The organism is Thalassobaculum fulvum (assembly GCF_014652915.1).
Classification (GTDB): domain Bacteria; phylum Pseudomonadota; class Alphaproteobacteria; order Thalassobaculales; family Thalassobaculaceae; genus Thalassobaculum_A; species Thalassobaculum_A fulvum.
The window spans coordinates 21296-41088 of record NZ_BMZS01000015.1; the positions used below are offsets into that span (position 1 = coordinate 21296).

Genomic DNA, 19793 nt, shown 5'->3' on the forward strand with positions numbered 1-19793 from the left:
GCCTCATTGCGGGTGCCGGAACAGGGTGAGACGGACCAGGACCGCGACCGCCAGCAGCAACCCGACCGCGAACGCGAAACGCCCCCAGCCCATGCCCCACATCGCGGCATCGCCGTGGCCCAGCAGTCCCTGCATCGACTCGATCATCGACGCCTCCCGCCGATCGTGACGTGGCATCTTCCGCCTGCGGCGCCGACCACACATTGACCTGGGTCATAAGCGAGCCGCAGCTCCGGCGGCTACGCCTCGTAGCCGAACGGGTCGTCGACGCTGTGCGCCGGCCGGGTGAACCAGCGCGCGCCCTGCCCGGTCATGTGGATGTGGTCCTCCAGCCGCACCCCGAACTCGCCGTACACGCAGATCGTCGGCTCGTTCGAGAACGTCATGCCGGGAACCAGGACGGTGCGGTCGCCCCTGACGATGTACGGCCACTCGTGGACGTCGAGCCCGACGCCGTGGCCGGTGCGGTGCGGCAGGCCCGGCGTGGCGTAGCCCGGGCCGAAGCCGGCGGCCTCGATCACCCGGCGGGCGGCGGCGTCCAGGTCCTCGCAGCGGGCGCCCAGCCTGGCGGCCTCGAACACCGCCGCCTGGGCGTCCTTCTCCAGGTTCCAGACCTGGCGCTGGCGGTCGCTCGGCTCGCCGAACACGTAGGACCGGGTGATGTCGGAGACGTAGCCGTCGACCGGCGCGCCGACGTCGATCAGCACCATGTCGCCGTCCTGCAGGGTCTGCGGGTAGGGCACCCCGTGCGGGTAGGCGGTGGCCTCGCCGAACAGCACGATGCTGAACGGCGGCGGTCCCTCGGATCCGAGCCGCCGGTGCGCCTCGGCCAGGAACGCCTGCACCTCGGTCGTGGTGATGCCTTCGCGCATGATCCGGGCGGCGGCCTTGTGGGCCTCCATGGTGATGTCCTTGGCGGTCTGCATCAGCGCGATCTCGGCGTCCGACTTCACCGAGCGGCAGGCCGCGGTGATCGCGCTGGCGTTGACGAAGTCGTAGGCGTTGCCGGCCCGGCGCAGGCCGTCGAAGGTGAAGAACGGGCAGGCCTCGTCGACCCCGACGGTGCCGTTGGCCAGCCCCTTGCCGCGCAGGGTGTCGGTCACCAGGGCGGCCGGGTCCTCGTGCTCCTCCCACACCGCCACGTCGTCGCCGAGGGTCAGCATGGTGCGCAGCTTGGCCTCCTCGAAGGCCGGGCACAGGTAGGTCAGCTCGCCCTTCGCCGGCAGCACCGCGCCGTGCAGGCGCTCGCTGCGGCCGAGCCGCAGGCCGGTGAAATAGGTCAGGCTGGTCGACACGTCGAGCCACAGCGCGTCGATGCCCTGCTCGCGCATCAGCGCCTGGGCGCGTTCGATCCGCCGCTGCCGCTCGGCATCGCCGATCGCCGGCGCGTCGCCGCGCATCGAGGTCATGGCCGCGAGCTCGGCTTCCGCCGTCGAACCGCCAACACCGATGGTCATGGTCACCCTCCGAGTTGAATCGGCCCACGATAGCCGGCGATGCGCCAGACCGTCAGACGCTTGCTGCGCCCGAAACTCGTGACGGAAAGCGTGGCGATCTGTTCGACCCGCTCGAACCGCTCGAGGATCGGGCGCGGATCGTCCCAGTCGGCCAGGAAGATCAGCTCGTCGCCCTGACTGCCGTCGTAGGCGTCCAGCAGCTCGTAGTGGTTCTCCGGCCGCTGGTTCCAGTCGAAGATCCAGACCGGCATGCGGGTGTCGCCGGGCACCGGCGCGCCTTCGGTCAGCCGGCCGCGCAGGTAGTACAGCAGCGCCGCCATGGTCATGCGGTCGCTCGTCAGCACCGGCAGCGTCAGGTTGCGGTCGAGGATCGGGCGCACCTGCCGGGCCATCGCTTCCCAGCCGCTCAGGCGGGCCAGCGCCCGCGAGGCGTGGGGCGGGGTGATCGCCGGCCAGCTCGCGACCACGAACAGGAAGCCGAGGCCGGCGGCGAGATGCGGGCCGACGGTCCAGAGGCGCCAGGCACGGGCGCGGCCGGGGTCGGTCAGCCACAGCGCAACCAGCACCGCGGCGGTCGGATAGGCGGTGACCGCCCAGTTGGCGTTGGCGCGCGACAGGAACGCCTGTACCGTCACCACCGCCAGCGGCGGCAGCGCCAGCGCCAGCAGGTAGCGTTCGGCCGGCGTGGCCCGGCCGCGTGCCCAGGCCGCGGCCCGCCAGCCCAGCACCAGGAACGGTATCGGCCCGAACACGCCGAACTGCTGGCCCAGGAACTCGACGGCGTGCGAGGGGTTGAACAGCCTGCCCTTCAGGTTGGCGTTGTCGCCGAGATGGCCGACCGTGGCGAAGTCGTGCTGGGCGTTCCACGCCAGGTTCGGCGCCAGGATGGCGACCGCCAGCGCCAGGATCAGCAGGCCGCGCGGGTCGCGCAGGATCCAGCGGTCGTCGCGGTTCAGCGCCAAGTGTACGGCGAGGCCGATCGCCGCGTAGGCCATCGCGTACTTGGCCAGCAGGCCGAGGCCGATGGCGGCCCCGGCGACGGCTGCCCAGGTCCAGGAGCGGCGCGGGTCGAGGCGGGTGTCGAGGGTGCGGCGCAGGGCCAGCGCCGCCAGCGCCCAGCAGGCCAGCAGTGGCACGTCGGTCGACACGATCAGGCTGGAGAACGCGACCGACGGCAGGGTGATCCACAACACCGCCGCCCACATCCCGGCGCGGGCGTCGCGCAGGGTGGTCCCGAGGCCGTACAGCGCCATCGCGGTGGCGGCGTGCAGCAGCGGCGAGGAGGCCCGCACGCAGGCCTCGCCGTCGCCGCACACCGCGGTCGTGGCGGCGATCGCCCAGGCGATCAGCGGCGGCTTGGTGAAGTAGCCGAAGTCCAGCTTCTGCGCCCAGCTCCAGTACTGCGCTTCGTCGCCGTGCAGCTCGAGCCCGGTCATGGCGAGGCCGGCGAGTCGCAGCAGGGTCAGCCCGAGCACCCAGGCCAGCGCCAGCCGCAGCGGCGAGATCCGCTGAATTCCATTCATGGGCTCAGGATCCCCGGCCGGTGTGGCGCATCAGGGCGTGGAAGCCGAACAGCAGCAGCAGCACGCCGGCGACGATCTGCAGGGCGACCACGATCCGGGCGGCATAGGTCAGCGGCACCACGTCGCCGTAGCCGACGGTCGAGAGCGTCACGATCGAGAAGTACAGACTCTCGACGAAGGTCGGGTCGCGGCCGATGCCGTCGATCAGGAAGGTCGGCGAATCGTCGAGGCGCCCCAGCAGCCGGTACAGGGTGGCGAACAGGATGACCATCATCGAGTAGAAGGTCAGGAAGGCGAAGGCCGGCTTCACCAAGCCGGACATGATCTCGAAGAAATCCTCGAACAGCAGGCCGGTGTCGATCAGGAACACCGCGACGTTGCGGCTGGCCAGCAGCACCACCAGGCTGATCGCCGCCATCGCCGCGAGCAGCCAGATGGTGCGTCCTTCGTGCCCGATGGCATCGAGCGGCGCGACGAAGTTGGCGAGCCCGACCAGCATGACCGGCACCAGCCACAGGAACGCCCGGCCGAACCGGGTCTCCAGGCGCGGATGCTCGGAGGAGACGATCGAGTGGATCGCCTCGCGGCGCAGGTACACCCCGATGGCGAACGCCACGATCGGCAGCAGGAACCCGACGAGCCGGGGAAGGCTGGAGACGTCGAGGTACAGCGTCTCGAGGAACGACACGTACAGGCAGGCGTATACGCCGATCGCGTTGGCGAAGGTGATGGTGAAGAACCGGCTGCCGGGGAACAGCCGGTGCAGCAGGGTGGCGACCGCGACGACCGCGATCAGGACCGTGCCGGATACCTCCCAGGTCTCGCCGCCGACCGCTGCCGCGATCAGCGCGAGCAGGATCACCGTGACGGCGACCGAGGCGGCCCAGTGCCGCAGTGCCGAGAAATGGAAGGGCGACGGCATGAGCGGTTTGTAGCGGTCTACCGCGGCCGACGCCAGCCGGCTCCGGGCTGGCCGACGGGCGATATCACGCGACCACTGCGGACGGTACGACGAGGACGTCCCGGTCCGCGGCGCGCAGGACTTCGTCGGCCACGCTGCCCAGCAGGAGCCGCCCGGCCCCGGTCCGTCCGTGCGTCCCCAGCACCAGCAGGTCGGCGGCGATCTCGTTCGCAGCCTCCAGGATCACCCTCGCCGGGCTGGAGGCTCCCGGCCGGACCATCAGTTCGTTCGCGACCGGCGGCAGCCTGCGCATGAAATCGTTGAGCGCGGCCTTGGCGCGCGCCTCTTCCTCGCGGAGATACTCCCGCGAGCGGGCCGCACTCATCGAGGCGCCGGCGATCAGGCCGCTTCCGGGCACGTCGTAGACGTAGAGCGCCGCGGTTCTGCGTGCCTCGCCCAGGCCGAGCGCCGAGAAGGCCGCGGCGGCGGCGGCCGAGCGGTCGGACAGGTCGACCGCGACCAGCGCCTGGGCGTAGCCGGCCGTCGGGATCCCGTTGGCCATGAGCACCGGCACCCGAGCGGCGCGAATCGTCCGCTCGGCCGTGGTACCCGTGAAGACGTCCTTGAGGATGGCCCTGCGGTGCGGTCCGATGACGATCAGACCGGCGGAAGCCTCCTCGGCGGTTCTGGCGATGCCGGTGATCGGGGCTGCGGCGACCACCCGGGCGGTGCAGTCGACCCCGTCCGCCTCGCGAATGGTTCGGACCTGATCGTCGAGCAGTGCGCCCGCGGCATCGCAGGATGCGGCGACCAGCGGATCGGGTCGATCGTCGTCGACGACATGGACCAGCGCCAGCGCAGCGCCGGCCTGCCTTGCGAGCAGCACCGCCCGGCGTATCGCCCGGTCGGACCGCTCCGAGAAGTCCGTGGGCACGAGGATCGTTTTCATGCGCCGGCCGTTCTGTTGCATCCACGCGCCGATGAGTCAGGATAGAGGTCGCATCCGGCCCGGCCAAGGGACCGTTCCGGCCGCGGTCGCGCCGGCGGCGTCGGCCATGGAACGCCCGCTCAGGCGCCGGCGGTCCGCTCCTGGTGCGACCACGCGAAGTGTCCCAGCACCACCAGGCTCGACCCGGCGGCGAAGAAGCACCAGACCGATACGAACGCCTCCCAGTAGGCCAGGTAGGTGACGACCGATCCGGCCAGCACGAGCGCCCCGAGCAGCCTGATCGTCCGATGGGACGACAGCGCCAGCGACACGCCGGTCGCCGCCAGGTAGGCGAAGCCGACGGCGATCGAGGGCTGCTGGCCGGTCACGTACACGATGTGACCATCCTGCAGCACGGCGCCGTGGTTCCGCGTCAGCAGCCCCCAGAGGAGCCAAGCCGCGACCCCGAAGCCGCTGGCGACGCACAGGCCGATCGGACGTCGACGCCGCGGGTCGGTCTCCACCAACCAGGCGGCGATCGGGGCGTAGGCCGGCCAGAACACCTCGGCGAACAGCAGGAACAGCACGGTCAGGCCGCTCGACACCGACCCGTCCGGCGCCTGCGGCAGAGTCAGCCACAGCAACCCCTCGACGGCCTGCTGGCCGGCGAACAGCAGCGGCGTCGCCGCCAGCGGCAGCTCGCGCCGGTCGGCGGCCCGGACCAGGCAGACGATGCCGATGACCGCGGTCACGCCGGCGGTCACGAAACTGGCGGTGGCGGAGAAGCACATCGGGCGGGTCCGGGGCGGGCCGGCCGGACGCCAACCCGGCGGACGGTCGACGGCGTTCCCGCAAGGCTGCGGTGCCGGTCGGCCGATGTCCAGCCGGTCGATGTCCAGCCGGCGCAGCGATGTCTGGTCCGTCGAAGTCGGGACGGTCGCTACGGCCGCGCGGCCAGGAACAGCGCCAGGTCGTTCAGGAACGCCACGATGTCGCAATCCTGCTCGCGACCGGTGAAGCCGTGGGTCTCCAGCTTGCGGCACAGCTTCTCGCCAGCCTCGGGGTCGCCGCTGCCGAAGCTGTGGCGGGCGAGCTGGTCGGGGGCGTGGCAGGACTGGCAGTGCCGGGCGAAGGACTCCGTCCCGCGGGCGGCATCGCCCCGGGCGCCGGGACGGTCGGTCGGCGTGTAGCCGAGTTCCTGCAGGCGCGGGGCCACGGTCGCTGCCGGCTTCGATTCCGCGAACGCGGCCGCCGGCACGGTCTTGGTGAGGGAGAAGGCGCCGCGCAGGTCGCCGACCTCGAATCCGACCGCCTCGTCGTCCGGGTACAGGGCATGGATCGCCGCGGCGGTCTCCGGCTCGATCGCCGAGCCGTGGCAGGCGAGGCAGCCCTGCATCGTCGGGATCGCCTGCATGAAGTGGATGGTGACCGCGTCCCCGTCCCGCGCGGCGCGCGTCGTCCGCAGCAGTTCGATCGGCTGGCCGGCGGCGTGCCGAATCTCGAATCCGAGCATGACCGAGCGTTCCTCGGCGGTCGGGCGCATCTCCCGGTTGCGTACCTTCAGGGCCGGACGGCGGATCGTCCAGCCGGTCTCGGCCTCGATCTCGGCGCTGATCTGCGGTGCCAGGTGCCGGCACACCCCGATCGCCTCGGCCGGACCCTGTGCCATCGCCCGCTGCATCTCCTGCATCATGGCGCCGCGCAGCCGCTGCATCACACCCTCGGCCTCGCGCTCGTACGGGGCGAGGTCCTGGGCTGCGGCGGCGAGCGGCAGCAGGAGCAGGGCGAGGATCGTCGGCAGGCGCAACGTCATCTCGGGCGTCCTTCGCGGTCGGTGGATCAACGGGACCCGCTCGGGGAGCTTCGGCACCGGCGGCATTCGGTGCCTTGACCCAGGTCAACGGCGTCGTCCGGCCGCGCGCCGGTCTTGCACGGCGGCCGCGATGTGCCACCCTGCCGCGCTGAGCCGGTTCCGGCTCCGACCCACTGACAGCGCGGGGAGAGCGATGACACCCAGGATCGTGTTCGTGACCACCTTCCCGGATGCCGCCGATGTCGCGCAGGCCATGGTGCCGGCCGGGTTCGAGCTGGCGGTGGTGCCGGGCGGAAGCGCCGAGTACCGGGCGGCGTTGCAGGACGCCGAGTATCTGGTCGGCTTCGTCGACCCCCTGGTCGAGCCGTCGCTGTTCCGGGACGGGCCGCGCCTGCGGCTGGTGCAGCTGCTGAGCGCCGGCTACGACCGGGCCGACCTGGACGCGGCCCGGGCCGCCGGGGTGCCGGTCTGCAACAACGGCGGCGCCAACGCGGTCGCGGTGTCGGAACACGCGGTGATGCTGATGCTGGCGGTGTCGCGCCAGCTGGTGCGCCAGCACCTGAGCGTCGCAGCCGGCGCGTGGCGCGGCAACCGGGCGCCGCGGGTGCACGAGCTGCGCGGCCGGACGCTGGGGATCGTCGGGCTCGGCACCATCGGCAAGAAGACCGCACGGCTCGCCCAGGCCTTCGGCATGAACGTGATCTACCACGACGTCGCCCGGCTGCCGGAGGACCGCGAGGACCAGCTCGACGTGCGGTTCCGGCTGCTGCGGGAACTGCTGCGCGAAGCCGACGTGGTGTCGCTGCACACGCCGCTCAACGACGGCACGCGGCATATGATCGGCGCCGCCGAGCTGGCGCTGATGAAGCCCGACGCGATCCTGGTCAACACCGCCCGCGGCCCGGTGGTCGACGAGGCGGCGCTGATCGCGGCCCTGTCGTCCGGGGTGATCGCAGGGGCCGGGCTCGACGTGTTCGACCAGGAGCCGCCGGCGCCCGACAACCCGTTGTTCGGCCTGGAGAACGTGGTGCTGACCGCGCATCTCGCCGGGCCGACCTTCGAGAGCAACGCCGCCCGGGTGCGCAACGCCTTCGACAACGTCCAGCGGGTCGCCCGCGGCGAGGCGCCGCTGTGGCTGGTGCCGGAGCTGGAGGGGTAGGCGCCGCCGGCCCTAAGGCCGGAACGCCGACCGCACCATGATCATGTCGACGGTCTCGCCGTCGGCCGACAGCGGCAGGTCGACGGCCTCGAACTCGAGGAACCCCTTTTCGGCGTGGTGCATGGTGCCCAGGATCCGGTTCGGGGTCTTCGACTGCAGGATCTCGCGGAACGACGACGTCGCCACGCGCTCGGCCGACGGCGGGTACAGCTCGTCCAGATAGGCCCCGGTGGCGTCGCGCCCGACGAGATGGGTGATGTTGGTTCCGATCAGCCGGTATCGGAACCGCACCGGCTCGTGCTCGACGTCGACCAGGACGATCCATCCGAGGTCGTCCTTCAGCTCGAGCGGGTCGAAATCGTCCCGCGACGGCATCGGGCGGCTGTCGCGCTTGCGGTTCCAGAGATCGTGCAGCGCCTGCAGCGGCGGGTTGTCGAAATCCCTGGCAGGCAGGATCCTGACCCAGGGCTCTTGCTGGAATGAGTTGTTCATCGCGACGGCCCGTCCTCTGGCCCCGCAGCCCGTCGGGTGAGGCGGCGGGTGGAGCATTCCGGGCATTGTAGAGCAACTGGCCGGGCCTGTGTCCCGTACGCGATCCGGGTCGAGCCGAAGAGCACCCGCGCACCGTGGTCCGTTGTCACCCTTCGCGCCGGCCCCATATCCTGGCGGGTATCGTTGAGGAATCCCCGATGACCGACGCCGCTGCCTTGTCCGCAACCCCGCCCGCCGGCCCGATCCCGTTCGACAACAGCTATGCCCGGCTGCCCGAGCGGTTCTACGTGCGCATGGCGCCGACCCCGGTCACCGGGCCGGCGCTGGTGCGGGTCAACCGCGAGCTGGCCGACCTGCTCGGCCTCGACGCCGAGGCGCTGGCGTCGCCGGAAGGCGTGCTGGTCCTGGCCGGCAACCGGGTGCCCGAAGGGGCCGAGCCGCTGGCCCAGGCCTATGCCGGCCACCAGTTCGGCGGCTGGGTGCCGCAGCTCGGCGACGGCCGGGCGATCCTGCTGGGCGAACTGGTCGGCCGCGACGGGGGGCGCCGCGACATCCAGCTCAAGGGCTCCGGCCGCACCCCGTTCTCGCGCGGCGGCGACGGCCGGGCGGCGCTCGGCCCGGTGCTGCGCGAGTACATCGTCAGCGAGGGCATGCACCGGCTCGGCATCCCGACCACCCGGGCGCTGGCCGCCGTCACCACCGGCGAGCCGGTGTACCGCGAGACCGCGCTGCCGGGGGCGGTGCTGACGCGGGTGGCGCGCAGCCACATCCGGGTCGGTACCTTCCAGTACTTCATGGCCCGCCGCGACGTCGACGCGATCCGGGCGCTGGCCGACCACGCGATCGCCCGTCACTACCCCGAAGCCGCCGCGGCCGAGCGGCCGTACCTGGCGTTCCTGGAGGCGGTGATCGCGGCGCAGGCGGCACTGGTCGCGAAGTGGCTCGGCGTCGGCTTCATCCACGGGGTGATGAACACCGACAACTGCTCGATCGCCGGCGAGACCATCGACTACGGGCCGTGCGCCTTCATGGACCGGTTCCACCCGGGGACGGTGTTCAGCTCGATCGACCACGGCGGGCGCTACGCCTACGGCCGCCAGCCCTCGATCGCCCAGTGGAACCTGGTGCAGCTGGCGCAGTGCCTGCTGCCGGTGCTCGACGACGACGCTGACACGGCCCTGGCGCTGGCGCAGGCGGCGATCGACGGCTACGCGACGCGCTTCGACGCCGAGCTGCTGACGGTGTTCCGCGCCAAGCTCGGGCTGATGGAGCCGCGCGACGGCGACCTCGCCCTGGTGCAGGACCTGTTCGAGCGGATGGCCGCCAACCGGGCCGACTTCACCCTGACCTTCCGGCGGCTGGCCGATCTGCTGACCGGCGACGACGAGGCCTCCCCGCGTGATCTGTTCGTCGACCCGACCGCGTTCGACGCCTGGGAGGACACCTGGCGCGCCCGTCTGGCCGCCGAGGCGCCGCTGTCGGACGCCGACCGGGCCGCCGCCCTGCGGGCCGCCAACCCGGCGGTGATCCCGCGCAACCACCAGGTCGAGGCGGCGATCCGCGCGGCCGAGGACGCGGGCGATTACTCGGTGTTCGAGGCGCTGCTCGAGGCGCTGGCGACGCCGTTCGAGGAACGTCCGGAACACGCCGCCTACCGCCTGCCGCCGCGCCCGGGCGAGGAGGTCAGGCAGACCTTCTGCGGCACCTGACGGGAAATGCGTCCAATGCGCTCAATGCAGGACCGCCATCAATGCATGATTGAGGCGGTCGTCCCGGCCCCCTAAAAGAGAGGCTTGTCGATCGTGCCCGCCGATGCGGGGCATGCCGCGATCGACAGACCAAAAGGGGGCAGAACGCGATGATCGCAATCAGAAGGCTTCTCACCGTCGTGGCATTGGCCGGCGTCCTGGCCGCGTGCGGCGCCGGGCGCGACTTCCAGCGGGTTCCGGACTCGCAGCTGGCCTTGGGCCGGACCACCGAGGCGGAGATCGACGCCCGCCTCGGCGATCCCTACCAGCAGGGCGTGGTCAAGAAGAACGGCAAGGACGTGACGTCGAAATCGTTCTCCTTCGCCCAGGCCATGGGCGGCAACGCGGTGGACAAGGACATCGTCGCCGGCCGCACCCAGGTGTTTTATTTTCACGAGGGCAAGCTGGTCGGCTACGGCTTCTCGAGCACCTGGCGCAACGACAGCACCGATTTCGACGAGACCAAGGTCGGCCAGATCGTGAAGGGCGAGTCGACCTATGCCGACGTCGTGCGCCTGCTCGGCGAGCCCGGCGGCCGGCTCGGCTACCCGATGACGGAGAGCCCGGACCTGCATGCAGTCACCTACCGGTTCTCGCAGGTCAACGGGCGCGGGAACAAGATGAAGATCTTCGTGAAGGCGCTGGAAGTCACCCTCGACCGCAACGACATGGTGACCGGCGTCGCGTACTCGGAGAGCGGCGAGAAGTAGCTCAGGCCGGATCCACCAGCAGGTGGTGCAGGGTCGCCCGCAGCCCGTCCCCGGCGATCTCCAGGGTCGCCAGGGTGACCGGCAGGCGGAACCGGCGCGGGCCGGCGCTGCCCGGATTGAGGTAGAGCACGCCGCCGACGGTCTCGACCCGCGGCTTGTGCGAGTGGCCGGAGATCACGGCGTCGATGCCCTCGGCGGCCGGGTCGAGGGCCAGTGCGTTCAGGTCGTGCAGCAGGTGCAACCGCCGCCCGCCCAGGGTCACGGTACGGGTCTCCGGCCAGGCGGTCGCCCAGGCACCGGTGTCGACGTTGCCGCGGATCGCGGTGACCGGGGCGATCCGCTCCAGCTCGGCGATCACCTCCGGCCGGCCGATGTCGCCGGCATGGACGATGTGCGCCACGCCGGCGAGCCGGGCCGCCGCCTCCGGGCGGAGCAGCCCGTGGGTGTCGGAGACGACGCCGATGGTGAGCATCGCGGGAGCGGCCGTCAGTGGGCGGCGCCGTCCCGGCACTTGATCAGGCGCAGCGGCGTGTAGACGATCGCCACGGTGCCGTCCTGCTTGACCACCTTGTTGCGGGTCCGCACCAGCCCGCGCCCGGGCTTGCTGGTCCGGCGCGCCTCGATCACCTCGCACTCCACGTGGATGGTGTCGCCGGCGAACACCGGCGCCTTCACGTCGAGTTCCATGTTCAGGAAGGCGTAGCCGGTGTGCTGCATGGTCGCCTGGATCAGCAGGCCCTCGGCCAGGGTGTACGCCAGCGCCCCCGGCGCCACGCGGCCCTTGATGTCGGAATCGTTGGCCAGGAACTCGAGGTCGATGAACAGCACCTCGGTCATGCCGGTGCAGTTGATGAAGTTGACGATATCGGCCTCGGTGACGGTCCGTCCGATCGTACGGAACGTCCGGCCGATCGGCAGGTCCTCGTAGAAAAAGCCAAGCCCGACGGTTTCCATGCGCGTTCTTCCCTTCGTGGAGTCGTGGCGGCACGCAGGACGCGCGCCGCGGTTGGCGGGGAGGCGATCATAGCCGGGCCGGGCGCGGCCTGTCCTTCGTCGAGGCCAGGGGGAGGGCGACCAGGACCGGCGGTCGGCGTCTCAGAACAAGCCCAAGCAGCCCGTTAGTGTCGCTGTAGGCCGGGCGGTCGTGAACCAATCCCTACCCACCGTCATTCCGGGCAGCCACGCCGGAGGCGAGGCTGAGCCGGAACCCACGAAGCGACGGGTGCCGGCGGCGGCCATTGGGTTCCGGATACGTCCCGCCTGCGGCGGCCCGTTCCGGAATGACGATGTTGGGGTGGATAGGCGCCACGTCGAGACACGGCGGGCCGCCGCGGCAACAAGCCCCTTTGCGCGGCGACGATCAGCCTGTTTGATTTCCCCACCGATTTGGACCGGGACGAGGAGCGGAGATGGCAATGGAACGCGTCGAGGCGCTGGTGGTCGGCGGCGGCCAGGCCGGGGTGGCGGCGAGCGAGCACCTGACCCGTTTCGGCGTGCCGCACCTGGTGCTGGAGCGCGGCCGGATCGCCGAGCGCTGGCGATCGTGGCGCTGGGACTCGCTGGTCGCCAACGGCCCGGCCTGGCACGACCGGTTCCCCGGCCTGGAGTTCACCGCCTACGGCCCCGACGAGTTCGTGCCGAAGGAGGAAGTGGCCGACTACTTCGAGGCCTATGCCGCGAAGTTCGGCGCCCCGATCCGCTGCGGCGTCGAGGTGACCGCGGTCCGGCGCATCCCCGGCCGCACCGGCTTCCGGGTCGAGACCTCGGCCGGCCCGATCGAGGCGAACTACGTGATCGCCGCCACTGGCCCGTTCCAGCGCCCGATCGTGCCGGCGATGGTGCCGGAGAGCGCCGGGGTCGTGCAGATGCACTCGACCGGCTACCGCAATCCCGGCCAGCTGCCGGAGGGCGCGGTGCTGGTGGTCGGCTGCGGCTCGTCCGGCACCCAGATCGCCGACGAGTTGCTGCGCGCCGGGCGCCGGGTGACCCTTTCGGTCGGCCCGCACAGCCGCTATCCGCGGCGCTACCGCGAGCGTGACTACTGCTGGTGGCTGGGGGTGCTCGGCCGCTGGGACATCGAGGCGCCCGAGCCGGACACCCGGCACGTCACTATCGCGGTCAGCGGCGCCTATGGCGGCCACACCATCGACTTCCGGCGCCTCGCCGAACGCGGCATGACCCTGGTCGGCCGCACCGAGGGCTTCGCCGACGGCGTCGTCCGGTTCGCCCCGGACCTCGCCGCCAACCTGGCGGCCGGCGACCGCAGCTATCATTCGGAACTGCAGCAGGCCGACGACTACGTGGCGGCCAACGGCCTCGACCTGCCGGAAGAGCCGGCCGCCTGGGAGATCCCGGCCGACCCGGCCTGCGTGACCGACCCGGTGCTGGAACTCGACCTGGCGGAAGCCGGCGTGACCTCGATCGTCTGGGCGACCGGCTTCGAGCTGGACTTCTCCTGGCTGCAGGTCGACGCCTTCGACGCCGCCGGCAAGCCGGCGCACCGCCGCGGCGTGTCGACCGAGCCCGGGGTCTATTTCCTCGGCCTGCCCTGGCTGTCGCGCCGCGGCTCGTCGTTCATCTGGGGCGTGTGGCACGACGCCATGTACGTCGCCGACCACATCGCCACCCACCGCCAGTACATGGCGTACCGCGCGCCCGGTCGGGTGTAGGGGCGCGGCGTCGCCTGGACCAACCCTGGAACCCGCTTGCCGGAGACGGAACCGAAATGACCCATGACCTGCTGATCCGAAACGGTCGCGTCGTCGACCCCGAGACCCGGTTCGACGAGGTCTGCGACGTCGCCATCGCCGACGGGCTGATCGCCGCGGTCGGCACCGATCTCGGCCCGGCCCGGCGCGAGATCGACGCCACCGGCAGGATCGTGTGCCCGGGCTTCATCGATCTGCACGCCCACGGCCAGTCGGTGGCCGCCGACCGGATGCAGGCCTTCGACGGCGTCACCACCACGCTCGAGTTGGAGGTCGGCGCTTTGCCGGTGGCGCAGTGGTACGAGGTCCAGGCCGGCAAGCGGCGCGTGCTGAACTACGGCACGGCGGCCGCCTGGATCCTGGCGCGCAAGGTGGCGTTCGGCGGCTTCCAGGCGCGCGGCGGCGTCAACCCGGTCGAGCAGATGGGCGAACGCCTCGACGACAACGGCTGGTCGGCCGACGCCGCCGACGAGGAGCAGACCGAGCGGCTGCTCGCCCTGACCCGCCAGGGGCTGGAGCAGGGCGCGATCGGCATCGGCATCCCCAACGCCTACGCCCCGGGCGCCGGCGCGCGGGAGCTGACGCGGATCTGCGACCTGGCCAAGGAGTTCGACTGCCCGACCTATACCCACATCGCCTACGCCAGCAACATCGACCCGAACAGCTCGGTCGAGAGCTATGTCCGGCTGATCGGGCTGGCCGGGGCGACCGGCGCGCACATGCACATCTGCCACATGAACTCGACCAGCCTGCGGGACATCGAGCGCTGCGTCGAGGTGGTGATGAAGGCGCAGGCGATGGGCCTGCCGGTGACCACCGAGGCCTACCCCTACGGCACCGGTGCCACCGTCGTCAGCGCCACCTTCTTCGCCGACCCGGAGTTCACCCGCCGCACCGGCAGCGACTACAACGCGATCGAGCTGATCAAGAACCGCCACCGTTTCGTCGACCGCGACGACGTCATGCGGGCCGCCAGGGAGAACCCGTCCGACCTGGTGATGTGGCACTTCCTGGGCACCGAGGTCGACGACGACTATCGCCGGCTGCTCGACATGTCGGTGACCTATCCGGGCGGCTCGATCGCGTCGGACGCGATGCCGTGGATCACGCCGGACGGGCGGCTCTACGAGGGGGCGGAGTGGCCGCTGCCGGACGAGCTGTCGTCGCACCCGCGCTCGGCCGGCACCTTCACCCGGTTCCTGCGCGAGTACGCCCGCGAGCGCGAGGCGGTGCCGCTGGTCGAGGCCCTGGCGAAGTGCACCATCCACCCGGCCAGGGTGATCGACTACTGCACCCCGCAGATGGCGCGGAAGGGCCGGCTGCGCGAGGGCTTCGACGCCGACGTCCTGGTGTTCGACTACGACCGGCTGACCGATCGCGCCAGTTTCGAGGCGATGAACGGGCCGTCGGAGGGCGTCGAGCACCTGCTGGTCGGCGGCCAGGCGGTGATCGCCGACGGCCGGCTCGATCCCGACGCCAGCCCGGGCAAGCCGATCCGTCGCCCGCAAAGGTAGGCGTCCCAGGATGAGCGTGCCGATCCTGCTGGTCACCGGCTTTCTCGGGGCCGGCAAGACCACCTTCATCAACGGCGTCCTGCAGGCCGACCACGGCCTCAGGATCGCCGCCATCGTCAACGATTTCGGCAGCATCAACATCGACGCCCGGCTGCTGGAGTCCGCGACCGACGAGGTGATCGGCCTGAAGAACGGCTGCATCTGCTGCTCGCTGCAGGGCGACCTGCTGCGCACCCTGAAGCGGGTGATGGGCGAGGCCGAGCGGCCCGAGCTGATCGTGATCGAGGCCAGCGGGGTGGCCGACCCCAAGGGCATCGTCGACGCCCTGATGGACCCGGTGCTGTGGCGCTCGGCCCGGCTCGACGGCGTGGTCTGCCTGGTCGACGCCGAGGACGTGACCGCCGACCCGGGCCGGCTCGACGACCCGCTGTGGAAGGCCCAGGTGGCGGCGGCCGACGTGGTGCAGCTCAGCAAGACCGGCGCGCTCCGGGCCGACCAGGTGACCGCGCTGACCGACCGGCTGGCGGCGCTGGGCAGGCACCGGGTGCTCGGCGCCGACGGCTCGGCCCGGGACTTCGCCGCCCTTCTGGGCTTCGCCGCCGCCCCGTCGCCCGGCGATGGCCGGGCCCGGGTCGAGGCGGCCGACCGGTTCGAGATGCTGGAATGGCGGAGCGAGGGTGCGGTGCCGATGGCCGGGTTCCAGGCGCTGATCCAGGCGCTGTCGCCGGCCCTGCTGCGGGCCAAGGGCTTCGTCGCCTTCCGCGAGAAGCCGGGGCAACAGTTCGTGTTCCAGCTGGTCGGCCGGCGCGCCACCCTGGCCCCGGCCGACACCGCCGGCCAGGGTTGCGAACTGGTGCTGATCGGCGAGCGCGGCAAGCTGCACGTCCCGGCGATCCGCGCGGCGCTCGACGAGCTGGGGCGGTAAGGGGTAAGCCGAAACTGCCGAAAAGCCCGCCTGTTCCGCACATAGCGCCAGTGTCTTTCACTGTCGCGGGGCAGGGTCATGGCCGGCGGAATCCGGTGTCGCAGCCGGCACGATCGCGCGCTCCACACTTTTGTGGACTTCCACGAAAGTGTGGAATCCCTTACATCATGAACGCGCGGGAATTGAAGCGGCGGCTGACGCGGGCCGGTGCCACCTTCGAGAGCCACCGGGACGGCAGCGGCCACCTCACCGTGCGCCTCGGCGACCGCACCAGTCAGTTGCCGATGCACGGTTCGCGCAAGGAGCTGGGGACCGGACTGGTCAACAAGATCCTGAAGGACTTGGGGCTGAAGTGATGCTGCGCTATCCGATCGAGCTGACCCCGGACGACAACGGCACGTACCTCGTGACCTGCCCCGACCTGCCGGAGGTCACGACCTTCGGCGAGGATGCGGCGACGGCCGCCGCCCACGCGTCCGACGCCATCGAGGAGGCACTGGCCGCCCGTGCCGTGACCGGCAGGGAACTCCCCGAACCGTCGGCGCCGGGCCCGCACTGGGCCGCCATCGGCACCCGGGTCGAGCTGAAGCTCCTGCTGCACCGCCGCCTGCGCGCCGCCGGACTCTCCCGCGCCGAGCTGCAGCGCCGCCTCGGCTGGCAGCGCGAGTCGGTCGACCGCCTGTTCCGCTTCGACCACGCCTCGCGTCTGGAACAGGTCGACGCGGCGCTCAGGGCGATGGGGGAGGAAATCCGGGTCGAGGTGCGGGCGGTGTAAGGGGATGCGGTCCCGCCCGACTTCCCGGCCGTCGATTCCGAAGCAGGCTTGCCGAGTGACGACGCCCGCGTTGCGTCTCGATCCGTCCGGTGAGCACGGCCGAAGAAATCGAGGAATCGGCTCGCCGGCCGCAGGCCGGCCGAGTCTCGCGAGAGACCGGCGGGAGCCGGTCGCGGCCGCCCCACGCCAACCGGCCTGCGTGCGCGACCGAGGCGTCCGCGATAGGGTCGGGTCATGGCAAGGTTCCTGGCCCTCTGGCGGGGCGATCTCCCCCTTGTGGATGCATTCTGGACCTGGACGGTGTTCGGCGGGCTTCTGGTCAACATCTCGACCAGCGTCGCCTTCCTGGCGCTGATCACGGTCGACCTGCCGTGGGTGGCCCTGATCGTCGGATACGGTTTGTCTCTTCCCTACAACCTCGTGACGGTGGTCGGCGTCTGGCGGTCGGCGGCGCGCCATGACGGGCCACGGAGCCAGGCCGACCTCGCACGCGGTCTGAGCCTGGCCCTGATGGCGGTCCTGAGCCTGACGTGAGCCCGGCGGGCGGCTGCCGGCGACATCCCGGGCGGGCCGACCGGCAGCCGGACGGATCGCCTGCAGGCGTCAGAGCCCGTGGCTCCGGTCGTAGCCGTTGACGGCGGGCGGCGCCCAGCCCTCCGGCCGGCCGGCCGGTTCGTAGATCTCGACCAGGAGCGGATGGCAGCGGGCCGTGTCCGAGGAATGCTCCGACGAGCAGTCGCCGCCCGGGCAGGCGGACAGGCAGCCCAGCAGGTCGACCTCGGCGAAGAACTCGAGGTAGTCGCCGGGCCGCACCGGGCTCGCCTTCATGAAGTACTGCCCGGTGTCGCGGGAGAAGCCGGTGCACATGAAGACGTTCAGCACGTCGTGGACGTGGGCCTCGGCCTCGGCGGGCGGCAGGCCGGTGGCCGCCGCCAGGGCGCGCGTGAGGTTCGAGTGGCAGCAATGGTGATACTGCCCGCCGTCGCTGAGCAGGTTGTGGGTATAGGGGTCGCAGCGGGTGCCGATGACGTCGTGCACCGATCCGCCGAACGCGTCGAAGCCGTACCAGTCGAGCGTGTCGTGGGTGATCGTGGCGATCGGGCGCAGGTAGGGGAAGCTGGAGAACAGTTGGTCGCCGAGCCCGACATGGGTGCCGTTCAGCGCCCGGGTCTTGCCGGTGTAGAGCCGCTCCTTCAAATCCCCGGCATTGAACAGGTTGAGGTCGCCGACCTGCGGGCCCTCGACCGAGGCGATGCGGAAGAAGTGACCGGCGGGCACCGTCCAGGTCGCGGCGTCGCGGGGCGGCACGACCACGGTCCCGACGCGCCGGAGCCCGTCGCGCAGCGCCCGGTACGCCGCCAGATCGGGACGCGGCAGCGTGTCGGTCGGGTAGCAGACGACCGGGCGCACCGCCTTGCGGGCTTCGGCGTCCGCCGGCGGCGCCGTGATGGGCGAGGGTCTCATTCGGGTCTCCGTGCGATCGCGCGGGCTTTCCACCGCGGCAGGTTCGGTCGCCAAGGTTCGCATTCCTGCCGGCCGCCGTCTCCTGTCGTGCCGGCCGACACTCCGCTTTAGCGGTCCCATCGGGATGGTCAGGACCGCCCGACTCCGGCATGACAGGTGGACGAACTCGACCCTGGCCGGTCGATCGACGGCCGACGCTGGAGAAGCCACCTGTCACGCGCCTGGCATCAGTGCAGCGACGTTCGTTGGCATAGGGCAACCATATCCATATATTGACCATATGGCGATTGGCGCGAAGGAGGTGCTCATGACGCGCCGTCCGGAGAACCACCCCTCGGAACCGGGGGAGCACTACACCGTCTCGATCTTCCGCAACGGCACCAGCCGCGCGGTGCGGTTGCCGAAGGCGTTCGACCCCGAGGGCGTCGACCAGATGGAGGTCACGCGCGAGGGCGACCGCATCATCCTGCGGCCGGTGCGGCCGAGCTGGGACTCGTTCTGGGACCGCCCGGCGCCGGACGGCATCGACGACTTCCTGGTTGAGCGCGCCGACGTGGTCGAGCCCGGCCGCTTCGAACTCATCGACGATGACTTGGCTGCCGGGGAGCGGGAGCACGGCGCGTGACCGCGTTCATGCTGGACACCGACATCTGCTCCACCATCATCCGCCGCCGGCCCGAGGCGGTGCGCGAGCGCCTGCGCGGCGCCGTCGCCCGCGGCGACCGGATCGTCATTTCCGCGATCACCTATTTCGAGATGCGCCGAGGGGCGGCGAGCCCGAAGGCGTCGCCGCGGCTCGGCGGCGAGATCGACGCCTTCTGCGCCCGGCTGCACGACATCCTGCCGTTCGACCGGGACGCCGCCGACGCGGCCGCCGCACTGGGGGCGGCGCTGGCGGCCAGGGGCCTCGCGATCGGCGGCAACGACACCCTGATCGCCGGCCACGCGCTGGCCGCCGGCTGCACCGTGGTGACCAACAACCGGCGCGAGTTCGGACGGGTCGACGGGCTCGTGCTGGAGGAGTGGGCGGGGTAAGGGAGACTGGCTGGGTGGGCGTCGACACGCCTCACCCCTCTGTCGCCCTGAGGTGCCCCGCAGGGGCCACGAAGGGCCGACCCGGAGCCGCTCCGCCCTGTCCAGTGGGGCGTTCGCGCCGACGACCCTGGAGCACGCCGATGCGGCACTATCCGATCGAGCTGACCCCGGACGACAACGGCACCTTCCTGGTGACCTGCCGGAGGTGACGACGTTCGGCGAGGATGCGGCGACTGCGGCGGCTCATGCGTCCGACGCCATCGAGGAGGCGCTGGCCGCCCGTACCGTGACGGGGCAGGAGCTTCCCGAACCGTCGGCGCCCGGCCCGCACTCGGCCGCCATCGGCACCCAGGTCGAGCTGAAGCTCCTGCTGTACCGCCGCCTGCGCGCCGCCGGACTCTCCCGCGCCGACCTGCAGCGCCGCCTCGGCTGGCAGTGCCGGTCGGTCGACCGCCTGTTCCGCTTCGACCACGCTTCGCGGCTAAATCAGGTCGACGCGGCGCTCAGGGCGCTGGGCGAGGAGATCCGGGTCGAGGTGAGGGCGGTGTAGGGGAGCGAAAGCCGGTTCCATCTTCCCTCCGTCATCCCGGTGCGGCCGCGTAGCGGACGATGCCGGGATCCATGGAGCGGTGTGACGGTGG

At 71.3% G+C, this 19793-nt stretch carries 23 protein-coding genes; 12 read left to right on the top strand and 11 right to left on the bottom strand.

Going from position 1 to position 19793, the window contains the following annotated elements:
* Positions 1–3: 3 nt before the first annotated feature.
* The 7 genes from IE246_RS25715 to IE246_RS25745 all read right to left on the bottom strand — a co-directional run bounded on the left by IE246_RS25715 (position 4) and on the right by IE246_RS25745 (position 6622).
* Positions 4–147: a hypothetical protein gene (locus IE246_RS25715; protein WP_189995186.1), complete on the bottom strand. Its 144-nt coding sequence runs from the start codon at positions 145–147 to the stop codon at positions 4–6.
* Positions 148–239: 92 nt separating this feature from the next.
* The gene (locus tag IE246_RS25720) at positions 240–1457 is read right to left on the bottom strand and encodes a M24 family metallopeptidase (RefSeq protein ID WP_189995188.1); all 1218 of its coding nucleotides are present in this window, start codon (positions 1455–1457) and stop codon (positions 240–242) included.
* A 2-nt stretch (positions 1458–1459) separates the two neighbouring features.
* The gene (locus IE246_RS25725; protein ID WP_189995190.1) at positions 1460–2980 is read right to left on the bottom strand and encodes an ArnT family glycosyltransferase; all 1521 of its coding nucleotides are present in this window, start codon (positions 2978–2980) and stop codon (positions 1460–1462) included.
* 4 nt (positions 2981–2984) lie between these two features.
* Positions 2985–3902 carry a potassium channel family protein gene (locus tag IE246_RS25730; RefSeq protein ID WP_189995191.1) on the bottom strand — a complete coding sequence of 306 codons (918 nt, stop codon included), beginning with the start codon at positions 3900–3902 and terminating at the stop codon, positions 2985–2987.
* Between the two features lie 64 nt (positions 3903–3966).
* Positions 3967–4851, bottom strand: a complete 885-nt coding sequence (locus IE246_RS25735) for a universal stress protein (RefSeq protein ID WP_189995193.1) — start codon at positions 4849–4851, stop codon at positions 3967–3969.
* A gap of 98 nt (positions 4852–4949) precedes the next feature.
* Positions 4950–5600, bottom strand: a complete 651-nt coding sequence (locus tag IE246_RS25740; RefSeq protein WP_189995195.1) for a DUF6629 family protein — start codon at positions 5598–5600, stop codon at positions 4950–4952.
* Positions 5601–5749: 149 nt separating this feature from the next.
* Positions 5750–6622, bottom strand: a complete 873-nt coding sequence (locus IE246_RS25745; RefSeq protein ID WP_189995197.1) for a Tll0287-like domain-containing protein — start codon at positions 6620–6622, stop codon at positions 5750–5752.
* Between the two features lie 193 nt (positions 6623–6815).
* Here IE246_RS25745 and IE246_RS25750 point away from each other — a divergent pair, with 193 nt between their 5' ends.
* Positions 6816–7781, top strand: coding sequence for an NAD(P)-dependent oxidoreductase (locus IE246_RS25750; protein ID WP_189995198.1), 966 nt, complete (start codon positions 6816–6818; stop codon positions 7779–7781).
* A 12-nt stretch (positions 7782–7793) separates the two neighbouring features.
* Here the strand turns inward: IE246_RS25750 and IE246_RS25755 are convergent, their stop codons facing one another.
* Complete coding sequence (locus IE246_RS25755; RefSeq protein ID WP_189995200.1) at positions 7794–8273, bottom strand: PAS domain-containing protein; 480 nt, start codon at positions 8271–8273, stop codon at positions 7794–7796.
* Between the two features lie 197 nt (positions 8274–8470).
* On the opposite strand from IE246_RS25755, the gene IE246_RS25760 reads away from it, so the two are divergent.
* Together IE246_RS25760 and IE246_RS25765 are read left to right on the top strand one after the other, a co-directional pair.
* Entirely contained in the window at positions 8471–9982 is a 1512-nt protein-coding gene (locus IE246_RS25760) for a protein adenylyltransferase SelO (RefSeq protein WP_189995202.1), read from the top strand.
* A gap of 149 nt (positions 9983–10131) precedes the next feature.
* The gene (locus IE246_RS25765) at positions 10132–10731 is read left to right on the top strand and encodes a hypothetical protein (protein ID WP_189995204.1); all 600 of its coding nucleotides are present in this window, start codon (positions 10132–10134) and stop codon (positions 10729–10731) included.
* A gap of 1 nt (position 10732) precedes the next feature.
* On the opposite strand, the gene IE246_RS25770 is transcribed toward IE246_RS25765, so the two are convergent.
* Positions 10733–11203, bottom strand: a complete 471-nt coding sequence (locus IE246_RS25770; protein ID WP_189995206.1) for a metallophosphoesterase family protein — start codon at positions 11201–11203, stop codon at positions 10733–10735.
* 14 nt (positions 11204–11217) lie between these two features.
* Positions 11218–11685: a MaoC family dehydratase gene (locus IE246_RS25775; RefSeq protein ID WP_189995208.1), complete on the bottom strand. Its 468-nt coding sequence runs from the start codon at positions 11683–11685 to the stop codon at positions 11218–11220.
* 461 nt (positions 11686–12146) lie between these two features.
* Here IE246_RS25775 and IE246_RS25780 point away from each other — a divergent pair, with 461 nt between their 5' ends.
* The 6 genes from IE246_RS25780 to IE246_RS25805 all read left to right on the top strand — a co-directional run bounded on the left by IE246_RS25780 (position 12147) and on the right by IE246_RS25805 (position 17187).
* Entirely contained in the window at positions 12147–13400 is a 1254-nt protein-coding gene (locus tag IE246_RS25780) for a flavin-containing monooxygenase (RefSeq protein WP_229837506.1), read from the top strand.
* Between the two features lie 56 nt (positions 13401–13456).
* Positions 13457–14953 carry an amidohydrolase family protein gene (locus IE246_RS25785; protein WP_189995212.1) on the top strand — a complete coding sequence of 499 codons (1497 nt, stop codon included), beginning with the start codon at positions 13457–13459 and terminating at the stop codon, positions 14951–14953.
* A gap of 10 nt (positions 14954–14963) precedes the next feature.
* Positions 14964–15878, top strand: a complete 915-nt coding sequence (locus IE246_RS25790; RefSeq protein WP_189995214.1) for a CobW family GTP-binding protein — start codon at positions 14964–14966, stop codon at positions 15876–15878.
* 167 nt (positions 15879–16045) lie between these two features.
* A complete protein-coding gene (locus IE246_RS25795) occupies positions 16046–16234 on the top strand; it encodes a type II toxin-antitoxin system HicA family toxin (protein WP_189995216.1) in 189 nt (62 codons plus the stop codon).
* Positions 16234–16653: a type II toxin-antitoxin system HicB family antitoxin gene (locus IE246_RS25800; RefSeq protein ID WP_189995218.1), complete on the top strand. Its 420-nt coding sequence runs from the start codon at positions 16234–16236 to the stop codon at positions 16651–16653. Before IE246_RS25795 ends, IE246_RS25800 begins: the two co-directional genes overlap by 1 nt.
* Positions 16654–16887: 234 nt before the next feature.
* Positions 16888–17187 (top strand): hypothetical protein, encoded by a 300-nt coding sequence (locus IE246_RS25805; RefSeq protein WP_189995220.1) that lies wholly within the window; start codon positions 16888–16890, stop codon positions 17185–17187.
* Between the two features lie 69 nt (positions 17188–17256).
* On the opposite strand, the gene IE246_RS25810 is transcribed toward IE246_RS25805, so the two are convergent.
* Positions 17257–18117 (bottom strand): urea carboxylase-associated family protein, encoded by an 861-nt coding sequence (locus IE246_RS25810; RefSeq protein WP_189995222.1) that lies wholly within the window; start codon positions 18115–18117, stop codon positions 17257–17259.
* Positions 18118–18424: 307 nt separating this feature from the next.
* Between IE246_RS25810 and vapB the strand changes: the two genes are divergently transcribed.
* The 3 genes from vapB to IE246_RS25825 all read left to right on the top strand — a co-directional run bounded on the left by vapB (position 18425) and on the right by IE246_RS25825 (position 19702).
* Positions 18425–18742, top strand: a complete 318-nt coding sequence (gene vapB / locus IE246_RS25815) for a type II toxin-antitoxin system VapB family antitoxin (RefSeq protein ID WP_189995224.1) — start codon at positions 18425–18427, stop codon at positions 18740–18742.
* The gene (locus IE246_RS25820) at positions 18739–19152 is read left to right on the top strand and encodes a type II toxin-antitoxin system VapC family toxin (protein WP_229837507.1); all 414 of its coding nucleotides are present in this window, start codon (positions 18739–18741) and stop codon (positions 19150–19152) included. The genes vapB and IE246_RS25820 overlap by 4 nt, the downstream gene beginning before the upstream one ends.
* 205 nt (positions 19153–19357) lie before the next feature.
* The gene (locus tag IE246_RS25825; protein ID WP_229837508.1) at positions 19358–19702 is read left to right on the top strand and encodes a type II toxin-antitoxin system HicB family antitoxin; all 345 of its coding nucleotides are present in this window, start codon (positions 19358–19360) and stop codon (positions 19700–19702) included.
* The last annotated feature ends 91 nt before the right edge of the window (positions 19703–19793 follow it).